This window comes from Arthrobacter sp. NPDC093128 (assembly GCF_040683875.1).
Taxonomy (GTDB): Bacteria; Actinomycetota; Actinomycetes; order Actinomycetales; family Micrococcaceae; genus Arthrobacter.
This window is the reverse complement of sequence record NZ_JBFBEY010000006.1, coordinates 39454-56638: the sequence shown is the minus strand read 5'-3', so window position 1 is coordinate 56638 and position 17185 is coordinate 39454. Positions and strand designations below refer to the sequence as shown.

Annotated in this window: 18 protein-coding genes; 15 read left to right on the top strand and 3 right to left on the bottom strand. The window is 66.1% G+C overall.

All coding sequences use genetic code 11. From position 1 onward, the window contains the following. The 3 genes from AB0N24_RS08815 to AB0N24_RS08805 are packed head-to-tail and all read left to right on the top strand — an operon-like array spanning nucleotide 1 to nucleotide 2947. The gene (locus AB0N24_RS08815) at nucleotides 1-747 is read left to right on the top strand and encodes a lysophospholipid acyltransferase family protein (protein ID WP_364122947.1); all 747 of its coding nucleotides are present in this window, start codon (nucleotides 1-3) and stop codon (nucleotides 745-747) included. Beyond that, nucleotides 744-1796 carry an NAD(P)H-dependent glycerol-3-phosphate dehydrogenase gene (locus AB0N24_RS08810; RefSeq protein ID WP_364122946.1) on the top strand — a complete coding sequence of 351 codons (1053 nt, stop codon included), beginning with the start codon at nucleotides 744-746 and terminating at the stop codon, nucleotides 1794-1796. Before AB0N24_RS08815 ends, AB0N24_RS08810 begins: the two co-directional genes overlap by 4 nt. A 2-nt stretch (nucleotides 1797-1798) precedes the next feature. Further along, nucleotides 1799-2947 (top strand): D-alanine--D-alanine ligase family protein, encoded by a 1149-nt coding sequence (locus AB0N24_RS08805; protein ID WP_364122944.1) that lies wholly within the window; start codon nucleotides 1799-1801, stop codon nucleotides 2945-2947. 32 nt (nucleotides 2948-2979) lie between these two features. Here the strand turns inward: AB0N24_RS08805 and AB0N24_RS08800 are convergent, their stop codons facing one another. Beyond that, nucleotides 2980-3483, bottom strand: coding sequence for a DUF3515 domain-containing protein (locus tag AB0N24_RS08800; protein WP_364122942.1), 504 nt, complete (start codon nucleotides 3481-3483; stop codon nucleotides 2980-2982). A gap of 74 nt (nucleotides 3484-3557) precedes the next feature. Here AB0N24_RS08800 and thiL point away from each other — a divergent pair, with 74 nt between their 5' ends. The 4 genes from thiL to rsmD are packed head-to-tail and all read left to right on the top strand — an operon-like array spanning nucleotide 3558 to nucleotide 8482. Further along, nucleotides 3558-4583 carry a thiamine-phosphate kinase gene (gene thiL / locus AB0N24_RS08795; protein WP_364122940.1) on the top strand — a complete coding sequence of 342 codons (1026 nt, stop codon included), beginning with the start codon at nucleotides 3558-3560 and terminating at the stop codon, nucleotides 4581-4583. Between the two features lie 22 nt (nucleotides 4584-4605). Next, the gene (locus tag AB0N24_RS08790; RefSeq protein WP_364123220.1) at nucleotides 4606-5604 is read left to right on the top strand and encodes a DAK2 domain-containing protein; all 999 of its coding nucleotides are present in this window, start codon (nucleotides 4606-4608) and stop codon (nucleotides 5602-5604) included. Next, nucleotides 5594-7864 carry an ATP-dependent DNA helicase RecG gene (locus tag AB0N24_RS08785; protein WP_364122938.1) on the top strand — a complete coding sequence of 757 codons (2271 nt, stop codon included), beginning with the start codon at nucleotides 5594-5596 and terminating at the stop codon, nucleotides 7862-7864. The genes AB0N24_RS08790 and AB0N24_RS08785 overlap by 11 nt, the downstream gene beginning before the upstream one ends. Before the next feature lie 39 nt (nucleotides 7865-7903). Beyond that, nucleotides 7904-8482 (top strand): 16S rRNA (guanine(966)-N(2))-methyltransferase RsmD, encoded by a 579-nt coding sequence (rsmD, locus tag AB0N24_RS08780; RefSeq protein ID WP_364122936.1) that lies wholly within the window; start codon nucleotides 7904-7906, stop codon nucleotides 8480-8482. 45 nt (nucleotides 8483-8527) lie between these two features. On the opposite strand, the gene AB0N24_RS08775 is transcribed toward rsmD, so the two are convergent. Next, nucleotides 8528-9313 carry a fused MFS/spermidine synthase gene (locus AB0N24_RS08775; protein WP_364122934.1) on the bottom strand — a complete coding sequence of 262 codons (786 nt, stop codon included), beginning with the start codon at nucleotides 9311-9313 and terminating at the stop codon, nucleotides 8528-8530. A gap of 2 nt (nucleotides 9314-9315) precedes the next feature. Next, a complete protein-coding gene (locus tag AB0N24_RS08770; RefSeq protein ID WP_364122932.1) occupies nucleotides 9316-10524 on the bottom strand; it encodes an aminotransferase class I/II-fold pyridoxal phosphate-dependent enzyme in 1209 nt (402 codons plus the stop codon). 139 nt (nucleotides 10525-10663) lie between these two features. Between AB0N24_RS08770 and coaD the strand changes: the two genes are divergently transcribed. The 8 genes from coaD (at nucleotide 10664) to AB0N24_RS08730 (ending at nucleotide 17012) form a co-directional block, all read left to right on the top strand. Continuing rightward, entirely contained in the window at nucleotides 10664-11164 is a 501-nt protein-coding gene (gene coaD / locus AB0N24_RS08765; RefSeq protein WP_364122930.1) for a pantetheine-phosphate adenylyltransferase, read from the top strand. A gap of 175 nt (nucleotides 11165-11339) precedes the next feature. Further along, nucleotides 11340-11864: a DUF177 domain-containing protein gene (locus AB0N24_RS08760; RefSeq protein ID WP_364122928.1), complete on the top strand. Its 525-nt coding sequence runs from the start codon at nucleotides 11340-11342 to the stop codon at nucleotides 11862-11864. 36 nt (nucleotides 11865-11900) lie between these two features. After that, nucleotides 11901-12104 (top strand): 50S ribosomal protein L32, encoded by a 204-nt coding sequence (rpmF, locus tag AB0N24_RS08755; protein ID WP_009356569.1) that lies wholly within the window; start codon nucleotides 11901-11903, stop codon nucleotides 12102-12104. An 18-nt stretch (nucleotides 12105-12122) separates the two neighbouring features. Next, entirely contained in the window at nucleotides 12123-12845 is a 723-nt protein-coding gene (rnc, locus tag AB0N24_RS08750) for a ribonuclease III (protein ID WP_364122926.1), read from the top strand. 7 nt (nucleotides 12846-12852) lie between these two features. Next, entirely contained in the window at nucleotides 12853-13827 is a 975-nt protein-coding gene (mutM, locus tag AB0N24_RS08745; protein ID WP_364122924.1) for a bifunctional DNA-formamidopyrimidine glycosylase/DNA-(apurinic or apyrimidinic site) lyase, read from the top strand. A gap of 133 nt (nucleotides 13828-13960) precedes the next feature. Then, a complete protein-coding gene (locus AB0N24_RS08740) occupies nucleotides 13961-14692 on the top strand; it encodes a hypothetical protein (RefSeq protein WP_364122922.1) in 732 nt (243 codons plus the stop codon). 5 nt (nucleotides 14693-14697) lie between these two features. Further along, nucleotides 14698-15987 carry an MFS transporter gene (locus AB0N24_RS08735; protein ID WP_364122920.1) on the top strand — a complete coding sequence of 430 codons (1290 nt, stop codon included), beginning with the start codon at nucleotides 14698-14700 and terminating at the stop codon, nucleotides 15985-15987. Further along, on the top strand, nucleotides 15984-17012 hold the full coding sequence (locus AB0N24_RS08730) for a hypothetical protein (protein ID WP_364122918.1): 1029 nt from the start codon (nucleotides 15984-15986) through the stop codon (nucleotides 17010-17012). Before AB0N24_RS08735 ends, AB0N24_RS08730 begins: the two co-directional genes overlap by 4 nt. Nucleotides 17013-17185 lie beyond the last annotated feature (173 nt).

Below are 17185 nucleotides of genomic sequence, written 5' to 3'. Positions count from 1 at the left end.
GTGAAGGAAACGGCCAAGAGCCGCATCACCTTTGTCATCGTCGCCGGGATCGTCAGGCCCGTGATGAACCTGCTCATGAACAAGAAGTGGGAAGGGCTGGAAAAGCTCCCGGCGGGCGGCTTCATCGCTGCCCCTAACCACTGCACCGAGATCGACCCGCTGGTCATCGGCCACATGCTCTATAACCAGAAGCGGATGCCGCACTTCCTCGCCAAGGGCGGTCTCTTCAAGGTGCCGGTCGTCGGGGCCGTGCTGCACGCCACCAAGCAGATCCCGGTGGAACGCTCGACGGCGGGGGCCAACCGTTCGTTGAACGTCGCCAAGGAAGTGGTGGCCGAAGGCGGGGCAATCATCATCTACCCCGAAGGCACCCTGACCCGGGACCCGGACCTCTGGCCGATGAAGGGCCACACAGGCGCCGCCCGGATGGCACTGGAAAGCGGAATTCCGGTTGTTCCCATGGCCCACTGGGGAGCCCACCAGGTCTTCCCCCGCTATGCCAAGCGCTTCCACGTGTTCCCCCGCCGGACGTCCCGCGTCATCGTGGGCGATCCCGTGGACCTCAGTGCTTTTGAGGGCCTTCCGCTGGACAAGGCCACGCTGACGGCGGCCACCGCCGTCATCATGGACGCCATCACCGGGCTGCTCGCTACGCTGCGTTCCGAGCAGCCGCCCGCCGTACGGTGGGACCCGGCCGCCCACAACCAGAGCAAACACGGACGCAACATCGAACGGGACGGCAAATGACCCAGGAACAGGCTGCAGCGGGCTCAGCGAAATCGGTCGCCGTCCTCGGAGCCGGCTCCTGGGGCACCACTTTTGCCAAGATCCTCGCGGACGCCGCCACGGCATCCGGCGTGCAGCGGAGCATCCGGCTCTGGGGCCGCCGCAGCGAAGTCGTGGAGCAGATCAACACCCGGCACCGCAACCCGCAGTACCTCAAGGAGATTGACCTCCCGCCCAGCATCACCGCATCGACCGACGTCGCGGACGTCCTTTCCGGCGCGGACCTTGTGGTCCTGGCCGTTCCCGCCCAGTCCCTGCGGCTGCAGCTTCGCGGGTGGCGGCACCTGATCTCGCCGGACGCCCTGGTGGTCTCCCTGATGAAGGGGCTGGAGCTGAGTTCAGACGCCCGCATGAGCGAAGTCATCTGTGAGGAACTGGGCATCAAGGCGGACCGCGTTGCCGTGGTTTCCGGGCCGAACCTGGCCATGGAAATTGCCAGGGAGGAGCCCACCGCGTCGGTCGTGGCCTGCTCGGACGCCCAGGTGGCGTCGTGGATCGCCCGCAGCTGCACCGCACCATACTTCCGCCCCTACACCACCTCCGACGTCGTCGGCGTTGAAATCGGCGGCATCGTCAAGAATGTCATCGCCTTGGCCGTAGGCATCTGCGAAGGCAAGCAAATGGGTGACAACACTAAGGCTTCGGTCATCACCCGCGGCCTTGCGGAGACGTCGAGGCTGGCGCTCGCTCTCGGCGGCGAGTCACAGACCATGGCCGGCCTCGCCGGCCTGGGGGATTTGGTGGCAACCTGCTCCTCGCCGCTGTCACGGAACCACACCGCCGGACGCCTCCTCGGCAAAGGCCTGACGCTGGAACAGGTGGCCGCGGAAATGACCCAAACGGCCGAAGGGATCAAATCGGGCCAGGCCGTGCATGAACTTGCCGGAAAACTCGGCGTCGAAATGCCCATCACTGCGGCAGTCGTTGCCGTCCTGGCCGGAAAATTGTCCGTTGACGAACTGGGACCGCTGTTGCTGGCCCGGGACCTTAAATCCGAAGGCGATTACTGACTGTGTCGGAAGAACAATTGAACAAGAACACCGGTGGCGGCCGCACCAAACCACGCGTTGCCGTTTTGTTTGGGGGCCGTTCGAGTGAGCACGCCGTCAGCTGTGTGACCGCTGCCGGCGTTCTCGGGGCCATCGACTACGACAAGTACGATGTCATCCCCATCGGCATTGCCAAGACCGGTCAGTGGGTCCTTGCTCCGGGGGATACCCGGCAGTGGTCCCTTTCGGCGTCCTCGCTCCCCGAAGTGGCGCCGTCGGCCCGGACGGTCACACTCGCCGAAATCGGCGGCGAACACCAGCTGATCGTCGCCTCCCCGAACGAAGTCCCGCAGGAACTCGGCTCCGTGGACGTGGTCTTCCCGCTACTCCATGGCCCGTTCGGCGAGGACGGCACCATCCAGGGATTGCTGGAGCTCTCGGACACCCGCTACGTGGGTGCAGGTGTCCTGGCCTCCGCGGTTGGTATGGACAAGCACTACATGAAGGTCGTCTTCGAAGCCGCCGGCCTGCAGGTGGGTCCGTACATTGCCGTGACGGACCGTCAGTGGGTCACGGACCCCGAATCCGTCCGCAAGCGCGTTGACCTGCTCGGTTACCCCGTGTTCGTCAAGCCTGCCAGGGCGGGATCCTCCATGGGCATCTCCAAGGTGGACTCCCTGGAGGGCCTGGATGCGGCCATCGAGGCTGCCCGTGAGCACGACCTCAAACTCGTGATCGAAGCCGGAATCGTGGGCCGCGAAATCGAGTGCGCCGTCCTCGAAGGGCGCGGCACCGAAGGCCCGCGGACGTCAATGCCGGGCGAGATCGCAGTGGCACCGGGTGAGCACGAGTTCTATGACTTCAATGCCAAATACGTGGAGGACGACGCCGCCTCGCTGAGCTGCCCGGCCGACATCCCCGACGAAGCAATCGCCCGTGTCCGCGAGCTGGCCGCCGCGGCGTTCGATGCTGTGGGGGCGGAAGGGCTGAGCAGGGTCGACTTCTTCTACACGCCCGACGGTGAGCTGATCATCAACGAGATCAACACCATGCCCGGCTTCACGCCCAAGAGCATGTACCCGCAGATGTGGGCTGCCTCGGGACTGAGCTATGCGGAGCTTATCGACGAACTCATCTACCTGGCCCTGAACCGGAAGACTGGGCTGCGCTAACCGCTGTTGCCGCTGGGCAACTGCCGCTCCGGCTACTGCCCGGTGGGCAGGTTCTGCAGCTCTTCCTGGCCCACGCAGTTCCGGTTGGCCTTGATCTTCCTGGCAGCGGCGGACAGTTCCGCCAGCACGGTCGCGGAACTGATCTGGTCCGGATCCATGAGGATCTCCGTGGCCGGTTCACGGCCGAACGTGGTCAGCGTCCACACGGGGTCGCCTTCCTTGATGACCCAGTCGATGCCGTTGACGCTGACGCAGCGGTCGGTGGTGGGGCCGGGCACGTTGACCCCGCAGCGCAGGATGACCTTGGATGGGTCGCCCCAGGCGGCGGTTGCCTGGCTATTGGTCTTCCGCAGCCCGGCATCACCCATGGTGTCCGGAAGGGCAACCATCATGGGGGCACAGGCCGGGTTGGCCGCGTCCTTGGCCGGTGACACGTCCACCGTCGGGGCGCACGCACTGAGGGCCAGCACCACGGCCGCCGCCGTTGCCGGGAGGCGAAGCGAACTGATGGTAACCGGGGTGCGGAGGGGGTGCATGATTTAAGCCTATCCCGCCCCGGCATGCCTGACGGACGCCGCCGGATGTCGGTCCCTGACTGTAGCGTAGAGCTGTGCCTGAAACTCACCTCACCGTCGCCGGACTCTCCGAGTCCGAACTCCTAGCCAAGATCTTCCCGCGCCTCAACAACGGGCCCGGGCAGGGCACCGCGCTCCTGCTTGGACCCGGGGATGACGCCGCCATTGTGGCCGCCCCGGACGGGCGGACGGTTGTCAGCATTGACACCCAGGTGCAGGACCAGGATTTCCGGCTGGAATGGCGCAACGGATACCGGACCACCGGCTTCGACGTCGGCTGGAAAGCCGCGGCCCAGAACCTCAGCGACATCAACGCCATGGGCGCACGGTCCACATCCATGGTGGTGAGCCTGACCCTGCCGCCGGAGACGGCGGTCGCCTGGGTGGAGGATTTCGCCGACGGTCTCTCGCACGCCATCCGGGACCTGGGCGCTGCCGGATGTTCCGTTGCCGGCGGGGACCTCGGCCGCGGGCGGGAACTCGCTGTCACCGTGGCCATCCTGGGGACGCTGGACGGCAAGGAAGCCGTCCTGCGCTCGGGCGCCCGCCCGGGTCACATCGTTGCGCTTGCCGGAACGGTGGGGCATGCGGCGGCCGGCCTTGCCCTGCTTGAGTCCGGGCCAAGCGTTGAGCTGCTGACGCCGGAGCAGCGGATCATCATGGACAGGCAATGCCGGCCTCTTCCGCCGCTCGCTGCCGGGCCGTCAGCGCTCGCCGCCGGAGCCTCGGCAATGATGGACATTTCGGACGGACTGATCCGCGACGGCAGCCGCCTGGCCGCCGCGAGCGGCGTCGTCCTGGACCTGGATCCGGCAGTGCTGAAGCTTCTCACAGGGCCTTTGTCCGCAGCCGCTGACGCGGTTGGCGGGGACCCCATGGCGTGGGTCCTTGGCGGCGGGGAAGATCATGGACTTCTCGCCGCATTCCCCGCGGACGTACAGCTGCCTCCGGGTTTCGCTGCGATAGGCTCAGTAGAAGCCCTTGCACCAATGGAAAGCACTGGCGTCAAGATAGCGGGCCGGCCCGCGGACACTGTGGGATGGGATCACTTTGCAGACTAAGATTGCCGCCAACGCGCAAGCGATGAAGCGGTGGTTGGGCAAGGCCGAAACAGCGCTCGGGAACCACAGCGACCGGCTCAACGCCATAAACATCTTTCCCGTGGCCGACGGCGATACCGGCACCAACCTCTACCTGACGGTCCGTGCCGCCGCGCAGGCCCTCAACGGCCCCGCAGCACCACATGACCCCGGGACCGCGAACCCGGCGGGGAGCCACGGCCAGCAGGACGTCGGGGCACTGCTAGCGCGGGCCGGAGAGGCCGCCATGGAACAGGCACGCGGTAACTCGGGCACCTTGTTCTCGGTGTTCCTGTGCGCTGCCGCCGAGCCTCTGGCCGGCCATACCCGCCTCAGCTCGCCATTGCTGGCCGCCGCGCTGAACCGGGCCCAGATCCGGGCCTGGTCCGCTCTGAGCGATCCCGTGCCGGGGACCATGCTCTCGGTGATGGAGGCGGCTGCACGGGCGGCGGCCGGCGTGGACGCCGACCAGAACGGGGACGACAGCAACCATGCCCTGGGGCTCGCCCTGGACGCCGCGGTTGAGGCGGCCCTGGAAGCGGTCGTCCGGACCGAGGACCAGTTGGCCGCCCTGCACGAAGCCCATGTCGTTGACGCTGGAGGGGTGGGGATGCTGCTGATCCTGGACTGCCTGCGCTCCGCTGTGCTGGGCGAAGAACTTCAAAGCGACATGCTGGACGGCCTGCACGGCTATGACGTCCAGGATCCCCACATCCATGCGGACCTGCCTGACGACGACGGCGTGGAAGTCATGTGCACCATCAGCCTCTCGCCCCTGGATGCGGCAACCCTCCGCCAGCGCCTGGACGAAATGGGTGATTCGGTGATCATGAGCCAGGTGGGCGGCGCCATGGACACCGGCGGAAAGTACCGCTGGCGCGTGCACGTCCACGTTTCCGCCCCCGAACCAGCCGTGGCACTGATCGGTTCCCTCGGGGAACCCACGGACATCTCGGTCAGCCAGCTCGCCTTGCCCCGGGACCCCAACGGACATGAACGCTGAGCTGGACCTCGGCCTGGAACGCCGCATCGGCAAACGGTCCGCGGCCGTCATCGAGAAACATCTGGGCATCACCACAGTGGGCGGCCTGCTCAACTACTTTCCGCGCCGCTACCTCAGCCGGGGTGAGCTGACCCCCATCAGCGAGGTGCCGCTGGATGAAGAGGTCACCCTCATCGCGCGCGTCGTCTCCAACAGCACCAGGGCCATGCGGGCCCGCCGCGGCACGCTCACGGACGTCGTCATTACGGACGATTCCGCAGCCAAACACAACAGCCAGGGCAGCGCCGGCAGGCTTCCTGGTGCCGGCGTGCCCGGCACACTGAAGGTGAGCTTCTTCAACGGCTACCGCGCCAAAGCGGAGCTGCTCCCGGGCCGGCGGGCCCTGTTCTCGGGCAAAGTCACCCGGTACGCCGGCAGCCTGAGCCTCACGAACCCTGACTTCCAGCTGCTGGACGAGGACCCTGACACCCCGGGCATGGACCCGGAGAAGCTCGCCGCCATGCCCATCCCGATCTATCCGGCAACGGCTAAACTCACCAGCTGGTCCATCCAGAAAGTGATCTCCACCCTCCTGGACACGGTCGACCTGGATGTCCTGGACGATCCGCTGCCGGCCGAGGTCTCGGCCCGGGAGAAGTTCATGCCGGCGGCGGAGGCCTACCGGCTGATCCATATCCCGCAGGTGCCTGGCGACTGGCAGCGGGCCAGGGACCGCTTCAGGTACCAGGAGGCCCTGGTCCTCCAGTCCGCGCTCGCGCGGCGCCGCGCCCAGCTGGCCGCCGAGGAGGCCACGGCCCGCCGGCCGGTTACGGACGGGATCCTGACGGCGTTCGACCGCCAGCTGCCCTTTACGCTCACCGCCGGCCAGTCCGCCGTCGGAAAAACACTCGCGGAGGAGCTGTCGCAGGACAGCCCAATGAACCGGCTCCTCCAGGGCGAGGTGGGGTCCGGCAAGACCATCGTCGCCCTGCGCGCCATGCTCCAGGTGGTTGACGCCGGGGGACAGGCCGCCCTGCTGGCGCCTACCGAGGTGCTGGCGGCACAGCACTTCGAATCCATCCGTCGGACGCTGGGGCCGCTGTCCCGCGACGGCCTGCTGGGCGGATCGGGCCCCGATTCAGTGCAGGTCACACTGCTTACCGGATCGATGCCCACTGCTGCCCGCAAACAGGCCATGCTGGACGCAGCCACAGGCACTGCCGGGATCGTGATCGGGACGCACGCGCTGCTCAGCGACAACGTCTCGTTCTACGACCTCGGCCTGATCGTTGTGGATGAGCAGCACCGCTTCGGAGTTGAGCAGCGCGACGCCCTGCGGGCGAAAGCCAGCAAGCCTCCCCACCTGCTGGTCATGACCGCCACCCCCATTCCCAGGACCGTGGCCATGACCGTGTTCGGCGATCTTGAAACATCGGTGCTGGACGAACTCCCCGCCGGCCGCGCCCCCATTTCCACGCACGTCGTTGGCCTCGCCGAAAATCCCGGCTGGGCGGGACGCATCTGGTCCCGGTCCCGGGAAGAGATCGACGCCGGCCACCAGGTTTACGTCGTGTGTCCCAAGATCGGCGAGGACGACGACGGCGACTTCAGTCCCGGGGAAGCGGAACCGTCCGCCGCCGAGCTGGAAGGTGACGGCCCGGCCCGCGAGCTCGCGTCCGTCACCGCCGTCGTCGAACACCTCGCCGATGAACCGGCGCTGACCGGCGTTTCGGTGGCGCCGCTGCACGGCAGGCAGGACCCTGTCCTGAAGTCCGCAACCATGGCGTCCTTCACCGCGAATGAAACCCAGCTGCTGGTGTCCACCACTGTGATCGAGGTTGGTGTTGACGTCCACAACGCCACGCTTATGGTGATCCTGGATGCGGACAGGTTCGGCATCTCCCAGCTGCACCAGCTTCGCGGACGGGTGGGCCGGGGCGGCCTGCCCGGCACCTGCCTCCTGGTCACCACGCTGGAACCCGGCCACCCCAGCCGCCGCCGGCTGGACGCCGTGGCGGCCACGACGGACGGTTTTGAGCTGTCGCAGGAGGACCTGAAGCTGCGGCGCGAAGGCGACATCCTGGGAGCATCACAGTCCGGTGGACGGTCCGCGCTCAAACTGCTGCGCGTGCTGGAGCACGAATCGGTCATCTCGAAGGCGCGCCAGGACGCCCAGCGGATCGTCGCCCGGGATCCCGGCCTGACGGAGCATTCCGCCCTGGCGGAGGCAATAGAAGAGTACTTGAACCCTGAAAAGGAGGCGTTCCTTGAGCGTGGCTAGGAGTTTGCGCATGGCTGCAACCAGCGGGCAGGTGCGGGCATGACCCGCATCATTGCCGGCACCGGGGGCGGAATGCCGCTGGTCAGCGTGCCGGGTTCCACGACCCGTCCCACCACGGACCGCGTCAAGGAAGCCCTCTTCTCCCGCCTGGAGGCGTTCAACGTCGTGGCGGGTGCCCGGGTTCTTGACCTCTACGCAGGCTCCGGTTCCCTGGGCGTGGAAAGTGCCAGCCGCGGGGCGGAAACCGTAGACCTGGTGGAGTTCGACGGCAAAGCCAGCGAGGTCTGCCAGCGCAACGCCGACCTCGTCAACGGGGCCATTGGCCGCAAAGCAGTGTCAGTGCACCGGTCGCGGGTGGAGTCCTTCCTGGAAAGGACAGTGCAAGGCACCCTGTGGGACCTCGTGTTCCTGGACCCGCCGTATCCGCTGGACGAGCCCGCCATGGGTGCTGTGCTGCAAGAGCTGTCACCGTACCTGGCGGAGGCCGCCGTCGTGGTCGTGGAGCGCTCCTCCCGCAGCCCGGAACCGGGTTGGCCGGCGTCGCTGGAACGGTTCGCCGAGAAAAAATACGGCGAGACCAAACTGTGGTTTGCCGAACCCGTGGGTGGCAGCAGCTGACAGGCCGGCAGCCGGGGTCCTGACCGTGCCTGCGGGCGCCGCAGCCTAGCCGGCGAGAGCGTCGAGGTCCACGCCGGCCAGCACCGTCGCGGGATGCGGGCCACGCGCCGTCAGCTCCGCGGTCCATCCGGCGGGCCAAGGACCCTGGGTGCCGATGAGAATGATATTGCCGGGGTGGCGGCCGGCGAACATTCCGGATTCGGCGAACGCTGATACTTCGGACATGGCCCGCCGCAGGGCAGCCACCTGGCTTCGGACCAGCGTCAGCCCCGGTTCGTCGCCCACGTTGACGATCAGCACGCCACGAGGCGTCAGCCTTGCCGCTGCTTCCTCGTAGAACCCGGTACAGGCGATATGCTCCGGCGCCTCCGGCCCGGAGAAGATGTCCAGGATCACGACGTCGAAACGCAGTTCCGCAGGCAGCTCCGCCAGCGCGTCGCGGGCGTCGCCGATCAGTGTGTGCAGCTCCGTTCCGTCAGGCATCGGCAGCTGCTGCAGCACAAAGTCCAGCAGCTCGCGCTCAAGCTCCACGGCGTACTGCAGGGACCCCGGCCGGGTCGCCTGGATGTAGCGGGCCAGCGTCAGCGCCCCGGCCCCAAGATGCAGCGCACTGACGGGTTCGCCGACAGGGGCGGCCAGATCCACCACGTGCCCGATCCGGCGGAGGTACTCATAGAAGATTTCGCCCGGCTCAGCGAGGTTCACATGCGACTGTTCCGCTCCGCCGATGCTGAGCACATAGGCTCCCTCGGTAAAGGCATCCGGTTCGATGGCTGCGTGCTGTCCGGTTGTCCGGAGGAAACGTGAAGCTGCCGCGGGCCGGGCCGCCATCGTCAGAGCCTGTCGCGAAGCGTCGCGAGCCTGGCGGCGGCTTCTTCGAGGACTTCGGTCTTCTTGCAGAAGGCAAAGCGGAGCAGGCTGCGGGTCCGTTCGGCGCCTTCGGGATGGCAGAAGACGGGTACCGGGATGGCGGCGACCCCCACCAGTTCCGGAAGCCTCCTTGCCAGGTCTACGGAGTCGGAGATCCCCAGCGGGGCCGTGTCCACATTCACGAAGTACGTTCCCTGCGGAGTGAAGACGTCCAGGCCGGCGGCCTTCAACCCGTCGCTGAGGATGTCGCGCTTGTGCCTGAGTGTCTCGGAAATCCCCGTGTAGAAAGCGTCCGGAAGGCCGAGCCCCACAGCGATGGCACCCTGGAACGGTGTGCCGGAGCTGTAGGTGAGGAACTGTTTCACTGTCCGGATGGCCGCCACGAGGTGTTCGGGTCCGCTCAGCCAGCCGATCTTCCATCCGGTGAAGGAGAACGTTTTGCCTGCGGAGGAAATGGTGACGGTCCTGCCGGCAGCGCCGGGCAGCGAGGCCACGGGGATGTGCCGGTCGCCGAACGTCAGGTGCTCGTAGACCTCGTCGGTGATGATCACGGCGTCGTGCCGGGCGGCAAGGTCGACGACGCACTGAAGCACGTCGCGGGGGAAAACAGCGCCGGTGGGGTTGTGCGGATTGTTGATCAGTACCACCTTGGTGCGGCTGCTGAAGGCCGCTTCCAGGGCCGCCATGTCCGGCATGAAGTCCGGAGCGAGCAGTGGAGCCGTCACGTGCGTGGCGCCCGCCAGTCCGATCATGGCGCCGTAGGAGTCGTAGAACGGTTCGAAGGTGAGTACTTCGTCGCCTGGTTCCACGAGCGCCAGCAACGAAGCCGCAATGGCTTCGGTTGCTCCGGTGGTGACGATGATCTCTGTCTCCGGGTCCGGCGTCAGGCCGTAGAAGCGCTCCTGGTGCGCCGCAATGGCCTCGCGCAAGGGGAGGATTCCCTTGCCCGGTGCGTATTGGTTGGCGCCGGCAGCGATGGCAGCCTGCGCGGCCGCCTTGATCTCCGCCGGACCGTCCTCGTCAGGGAAACCCTGTCCCAGGTTGATGGCACCGGTCCGGACCGCGAGGGAGGTCATCTCCTCGAAGATCGTGACGCCGAGGGTGCCGTCGGCTGCCAGCAGGTTGGCTCCTGATGCCGCCCGCTGCCAGGGTGCCGGAACTGATGTGGTCACTGTCTGCCTGCCTGTCGGTTGGTTGCGGCGTTCGCTGCCCGCCCGACAAGAATGACGCCCCACTGCAACGGTGCAGGGAATGTTCGACTCGGGCATCCAGTCATGTTATCCCGGCCCGCTGATGCGGTAGGTTCGGAGCATGAGACGTGCCGTATGCCCAGGCTCCTTCGACCCGATCCACAATGGCCATCTGGAAGTCATCGCGCGGGCCGCGGGCCTCTTTGACGAAGTCATCGTGGCGGTGTCCACCAACTACGCCAAGAAGTACCGCTTTTCGCTGGAAGAGCGGATCGACATGGCCCGCGAGACCCTGGCATCGCTGCAAGGCATCGTGGTGGAGCCGGTGGGGGAGGGCCTGCTGGCCGAATACTGCCGGCAGCGGGGTGTGTCCGCGATCGTGAAGGGCCTCCGTTCCTCCTCCGACTTCGACTATGAGCTCCCGATGGCAACCATGAACCGGCAGTTGAGCGGCGTTGAAACGGTGTTCCTTCCCACTGAAGGCCACTACCTCCACTTGTCGTCAACGCTCATTAAGGAAGTCTTCACGCTGGGCGGCAGTGTGTCCGATTATGTGCCGAGGTCGGTATTGAAACGGCTGCTTGCGGGCGGGTCGTCTTCGGATGAGCCCGGCAGAGGGTAGGCTTGATCGGTACGCAACGGCCCCTGCCGGTTTTGCGGCCCAATCCCTGCCTGTCACGTGGTGCTTCACTGTGTGGCGTGCGGCCGGTTTGAGTCCGCCCGGGAGATCAGGCTAAGATAGTACGTCGGTCATATGTTCAACAGGAGTTCTCATTAAACGAGATGCTAGTTCGCCCTTGGCGTTCGACGTCAAGGACCTCGGACGCAGTCCGGGGAGCATGCGGACGCTGACGGAACATGTACCTGCACCAAGTGATCTTGGTGTAGCGCTCATTGGCGTTCAGCAAGGCTCGGATATCGAGCTGGACCTGAGGCTTGAGGCCGTACACGAAGGAATTCTGGTATCAGGAACCGTTATCGTCGAAGTGACTGGCGAATGCGGCCGATGCCTGGATCCCCTTGCGTATGATCTCGAAGTCAATGTGCAAGAACTTTTCTTCTACGAGGGCGCCCAGTTCTCGGACGGAGAAGACGAAGAAGAGCAATATCGAATCGAGCACGATCTAATCGATCTTGAGCCGGTGTTGCGGGACGCAGTTGTAACCATGCTGCCGTTCCAGCCGGTGTGCCGGGAAGACTGCCAGGGCCTTTGCTCCGAATGCGGAGTACGCCTGGAAGACGAGCCGGGGCATCACCACGAGGTCGTAGATCCTCGCTGGGCTGCCCTAGCTGACTTGGCTAAGCCTGACCGGCAAAACTGATTTGTAAGTGTTTTTCTAGAGAGAAATGAGTTAGCCGTGGCTGTCCCGAAGCGGAAAATGTCTCGCTCGAATACCCGCGCCCGCCGCTCCCAGTGGAAGGCAACTGCCCCCCACCTGGTGAAGACTGTCGAGAACGGCCAGGTCACGTACAGCCTGCCGCACCAGGCAAAGGTCGTTACCGACTCGGCTGGCACCGCGCTGTTCCTTGAATACAAGGGCCGCAAGGTCGCAGACGTCTAATCGGCCCACTGGCTGAACATGACGTCTTCAACTGAAGAGCTTCTGAAGCGTCTCGGTGTCTCTATTGACGCCGGGACGCTTCGTCTTGCTCTGACACACCGTTCCTACGCCTACGAAAACGGCGGCATACCCACCAACGAGCGCCTCGAGTTCCTGGGCGATTCCATCCTGGGCTTCTCCGTGACGGATGCGTTGTACCGCGACAACCCTGCCTTGCCTGAAGGTGACCTCGCGAAGCGGCGGTCAGCCGTGGTGAGCACCCGGGCACTGGCCGGAATCGGCCGAAGCCTCGGCATCGGTGACTACATCTACCTCGGACAGGGCGAAAAGCTTACCGACGGCAAGAACAAGTCATCCATCCTGGCGGACACCATGGAGGCCCTCATTGGCGCCACCTACGTGTCCAACGACATCGAGACGGCCCGCCAACTGGTCATGCGGCTGATCGGCCCGCTGCTCCAGGACGCCGCTGCGCTTGGCGCCGGAACCGACTGGAAAACCAGCATCCAGGAGCTGGCGGCCAGCCGTCAGCTGGGCAGCATCTACTACGCCGTGGAGGGTTCAGGCCCGGACCATGCACGGACGTTTGAAGCCGTGCTCCGGATCGGCGGGACCGACTACGGGCAGGGCGCCGGACGCTCCAAAAAGGAAGCCGAACAGGAAGCTGCCGCCGATGCGTGGCGGAAGCTGTCGGCTGCCGGGACGCCAGGCCTCCCGGCGGAATCCGAAGCCGGCCGCTAGGTCTTCCGTGCCCGAACTGCCGGAAGTCGAAGTGGTCCGCCGCGGACTGGTGAGTTGGGTCCGCGGCAGGACCATCACCTCCGTTGACGTCCTGGATCCGCGCTCCATCCGCCGGCACGCCCTCGGCGCTCAGGATTTTGCCGGAAACCTCGAAGGCGCACGGGTCCTGGACGTGGTGCGGCGCGGAAAGTTCCTCTGGCTTCCGCTGGAGGAAGCCGGTGCAGTGCAGCCGGAGGGCGCCGTGGCGGGCGGAGAGCCCCCGCCTGCAGTGGCACTGATGGCGCATCTGGGCATGAGCGGCCAGCTGCTGATGCAGGATGCCGGCGTGCCGGACGAGAAACACCTGAAAGTCCGCCTGCGTCTGAGCCCGGCTGAGGGCATGCCCGAGCAGCTCAGATTCGTGGACCAGCGCATTTTCGGCGGACTGTTCGTGACGTCCCTGATCCCGACATCCGACGGCGGACCGGGCGGCCTGGGGGAGTTACCGGCGCCGGTCATTGCCGAGGAAGCCGCCCACATCGCCCGGGACCCGCTGGATCCGGATTTCTCCTTCGAGTCGTTCTACCGCCGGCTCCGGATCCGAAAGACGGGCCTCAAGCGTGCCCTGCTGGATCAGGGACTGGTGTCCGGCATCGGCAACATCTACGCGGACGAGGCACTGTGGCGGGCGCGGCTCCATTACGCGCGGCCTACCGACACACTCCGCCGCGCCGAAGCACTGAGGGTTCTCGAAGCTGCCCGTGAGGTGATGCTGGACGCGCTTGCCGCCGGCGGTACCAGCTTCGACTCCCTCTACGTCAACGTAAACGGCGCTTCCGGGTACTTCGACCGGTCCCTCAACGCCTACGGCAGGGAAAACCAGGAGTGCAGGCGCTGCGCCGCTGCGGGAATAGTGAGCTTCATGAAGCGCGAACAGTTCATGAACCGGTCTTCTTATACGTGCCCGGTGTGCCAGCCGCGTCCCCGTAACGGCCGGTGGTAGAGGTCCCAAAAAGCAGGTAGCGCCACTCTACCGAACTGTTCCTCACAGGTGACACACTGTGCCCAAGGCAGCCGCGGCTGCTGGAATCGCAGGCGCGTTGGTCTCCAACGCCTGAACGGGAGGCGGGGGCCCAATGATAGCCAAGAGGCTTGTCATCGTGGGGGTGAGTGTTGCAGCAGCGCTTGGCGGCGCCGCTGTTTTTCTTGATCAGATGGCAGGGGCCCCGGACCTAAGCGCCGCCGCCCCCTCAGGTTCCATTCCCGCGGCCCCGGCCGGCCCCGGCGGATCACCGTCGCCCGGAGGCTTGCCACCGGGAGACCCGCCCGGTGGAGACGGGACAGCCGCCGCACCGGAAGCGACGGCCGGCACCGGGAACGGGCCTGCGTCCGGATCCGGTGAATCAACGGGCAGCCCTGCCCCCGCGTCAGGAGCACGGGAAGTTCTTCCCCCGGTGGCGGCAGCCCCCACCGGTCTTCCGCTCCCATCCCAGCCGGCTGCACTGGTCAGCATGCCGCTGCCGGCCACGGCATCCGCCCAGGGGAAGATTGTAGAAGGCTTCCCTGCCGATGCCCTCCCCTTCCCGGAAGGAACCGTCGTCGTATCCACGGGCGTTTCTGCGGCGGACGCTGTCCTGCAGGTGACGGCGGATGCCATTTCGACGGCGGGCCAGGACTCGGTAGTGGGCCATTTCCAGCAGCGGCTCACAACCCTCAAGTTCTGGTCCGAGCCGGCCCCGGCCGCGGAGGGGCAGCGGTCCGTCCGTTTCGTCAGGGGCAGCGATTCGATAACCCTGACCACGTCAACAACGGGCACGGGCAGCACGCGTTTCATGTTGCTCGGCAACCTTCACACGACGGCGGGCTAGCGGCCATGTATATCTCGGTCTCGGATCGGAACGGCGGCAAGAAGGACGCACAGCCGGCGTCGAATGATCCCAAACTGCCGCAGCAGGCGTTCCGCTTGTCGCCTGTCATCCTGTGGCTGGGCATCGTCAGCATGTTCACCGACATATCCTCCGAATCGGTATCCGCTGTACTTCCCCTCTACATCACAGGATTTCTGGGCCTGTCCGCCATTGCCTTCGGGATTCTTGACGGAATCAACCAGGGGGCAAGCGCCATCGTCAGAATCGCCGCGGGGTGGGCAGCGGACCGGAGCGGGAATCCGAAACGAATTGCACTCGCAGGCTACGGCCTGTCCATGGCAGCCAGGGTTGGGTTCCTCTTCGCCGGCGGTTTCTGGGCGCTGACGGCGATCGTTACCGGTGACCGGATCGGCAAAGGTATCCGCACGGCACCGCGGGACGCCCTCATCACCGTCTCCGCCCAGCCCGAGTATCTGGCACGGCACTTCGGCGTGCACCGGATGCTGGACAATATCGGCGCCGCGACTGGCCCGTTGCTGGCGTTCTTCATCCTCATGCTGATCCCCAACGGCTACGGAACCCTCTTCGTGGTTTCCCTTGCCTTCGCGGTGATCGGAGTGGCCACGCTCGCCCTGCTGGTGCCCAACCTGAAAACGGGCAAGCCCGCTGGGACCGCGCCGGAACCGCGCCGCAGCCCTTCCTTCGTTTTCCGCTGGAGCCTGTTGCGGGAACCCGGACTGGGCCGGCTGCTCGTCGCCTCGGGGCTTCTCGGGCTGCTGACGGTCGGAGACGGATTCATCTACCTCGTCCTGCAGGATCGTGATTCCTTCGCCGTGCAGTGGTTCCCGCTGCTGTATGTGGGCACGAATGTGGTCTTCCTCATTCTTGCGATCCCGCTGGGCCGGTTGGCGGACCGTTGGGGGAAGGCAAAAGTCTTCGTGGGGGGTCATATTGCCCTCCTGCTGTGCTACGTCCTCGCTGCCGCACCGCTGGGCGGATTGGGCCCCACGCTGGGGTGCCTGGTTCTGCTCGGTGCCTTCTACGCCGCAACCGACGGTGTTCTCGCCGCCCTGGCCAGCCAGCTCACGCCGCCGGAGAAACTGGCCACCGGGATCGGCGCCGCCCAGACCGTCGTGGCACTGAGCCGTATGGCCGCTTCGGCCGGCTTTGGTGTCCTGTGGTTTTCGCTCGGTCCGTCCACGGCCATGATGGTGGTGGGTGGCTGTCTCGCCGTCGCCGTACCGGCCTCGCTGCTGATCCTCCGGGCGGGCGTTCGTCAGAGGCAGTCGGCGTGAACCCCGCCGGAGGCAGGAAGCGGTGGATCATCCTGTTGGCGATCACTGTACTGGTCCTCGCCGGCGCCGGTTCCTATGCCGCCGTAGCTTTCCAGCGCTTTCAGGACAGCCGTTCGGCTGCGTCCGCCGTCAGCGCGGCTTCGGGCGGCGCCCTGCCGGCCGCGTCGTTTGTGATGTTCCGCAATACGGCTCCGGGCCAGGGATACGGCATGGCCGGCACTGTTCCCCTCGCCGCACCTTCCGGCCAGCGGCTCCTGGCGGCTGAGGCCTGCGACAGGATTTACGGCACGGCACGGAACGTCATCTGCCTGAAGACAAACCGGGGGCTTGTCACCAACTTCGAAGCAGTGCTGCTGAACAGGGAATGGCAGCCGACCGGACGGTGGGCAGTGCCCGGTATCCCCAGCCGTACACGCATGAGTGCCGACGGCTCCCTGGTGTCCACTACCGTGTTCGTCTCCGGCCACTCGTACGGCGCTTCGGGCTTTTCGACCGAGACTTCCATCACCCGGACGGACGGGGGGCCCGGAACCGGGAACCTGGAAGACTTCGCCCTCCTTGTCAACGGATCACAGGTGACGGCAGCAGACCGCAATATCTGGGGCGTGACCTTCGTGCCCGGAGACGCTGACGCGTTCTATGCCACGGCGGCTTCGTCGGGGCGGATCTGGCTCGTCAAGGGAAGCATGTCCGCCAGGACGCTCACAGCTGTCCACGACGGCGTCGAATGCCCGTCGGTGTCTCCCGACGGAAGCCGTGTGGCGTACAAGAAGAACACCGGCACGGCGCTGGCTGCTCATTGGAAGGTCGCCATCCTGGACCTGGCCAGCGACAAGGAAACAGTCCTGGCGGAGCCGCGGAGCGTTGATGACCAGATCGAGTGGCTCGATGACGGGACACTGCTCTACGGCCTGGCCCGGGACGGCGCCGAGGGCGACAGCGACATCTGGCAGATCAAGGCGGATCCGTCCGCCGTTGCCTCCCTCTACATTGAGCACGCCTGGTCGCCTGCCGTGGTCCGCTAGCCTGCAGCCAACGGCCGGCACTCCGCGTCGGAACCGCAACATCCCCGCGTCGGCACCTCCACCCCGCGTCGGAACCGGTACACCCCCACATCGGGACCGCCAGACTCCCGCTGCCAGGGCGTCGCGGCCATGTCGGCCGGCACCATGTCCCGTCTGCCGGTGGACGCCCGGGC

Excerpts from the sequence above, each read along its gene's own strand:
- AB0N24_RS08775 (WP_364122934.1), bottom strand. The coding sequence starts at position 9,313 with ATGGCGGCCCGGCCCGCGGCAGCTTCACGTTTCCTCCGGACAACCGGA.
- coaD (WP_364122930.1), top strand. The coding sequence starts at position 10,664 with ATGAGACGTGCCGTATGCCCAGGCTCCTTCGACCCGATCCACAATGGC.
- AB0N24_RS08800 (WP_364122942.1), bottom strand. The coding sequence starts at position 3,483 with ATGCACCCCCTCCGCACCCCGGTTACCATCAGTTCGCTTCGCCTCCCG.
- AB0N24_RS08810 (WP_364122946.1), top strand. The coding sequence starts at position 744 with ATGACCCAGGAACAGGCTGCAGCGGGCTCAGCGAAATCGGTCGCCGTC.
- AB0N24_RS08740 (WP_364122922.1), top strand. The coding sequence starts at position 13,961 with ATGATAGCCAAGAGGCTTGTCATCGTGGGGGTGAGTGTTGCAGCAGCG.
- rsmD (WP_364122936.1), top strand. The coding sequence starts at position 7,904 with ATGACCCGCATCATTGCCGGCACCGGGGGCGGAATGCCGCTGGTCAGC.
- AB0N24_RS08790 (WP_364123220.1), top strand. The coding sequence starts at position 4,606 with ATGAAGCGGTGGTTGGGCAAGGCCGAAACAGCGCTCGGGAACCACAGC.
- rnc (WP_364122926.1), top strand. The coding sequence starts at position 12,123 with ATGACGTCTTCAACTGAAGAGCTTCTGAAGCGTCTCGGTGTCTCTATT.
- AB0N24_RS08735 (WP_364122920.1), top strand. The coding sequence starts at position 14,698 with ATGTATATCTCGGTCTCGGATCGGAACGGCGGCAAGAAGGACGCACAG.
- AB0N24_RS08785 (WP_364122938.1), top strand. The coding sequence starts at position 5,594 with ATGAACGCTGAGCTGGACCTCGGCCTGGAACGCCGCATCGGCAAACGG.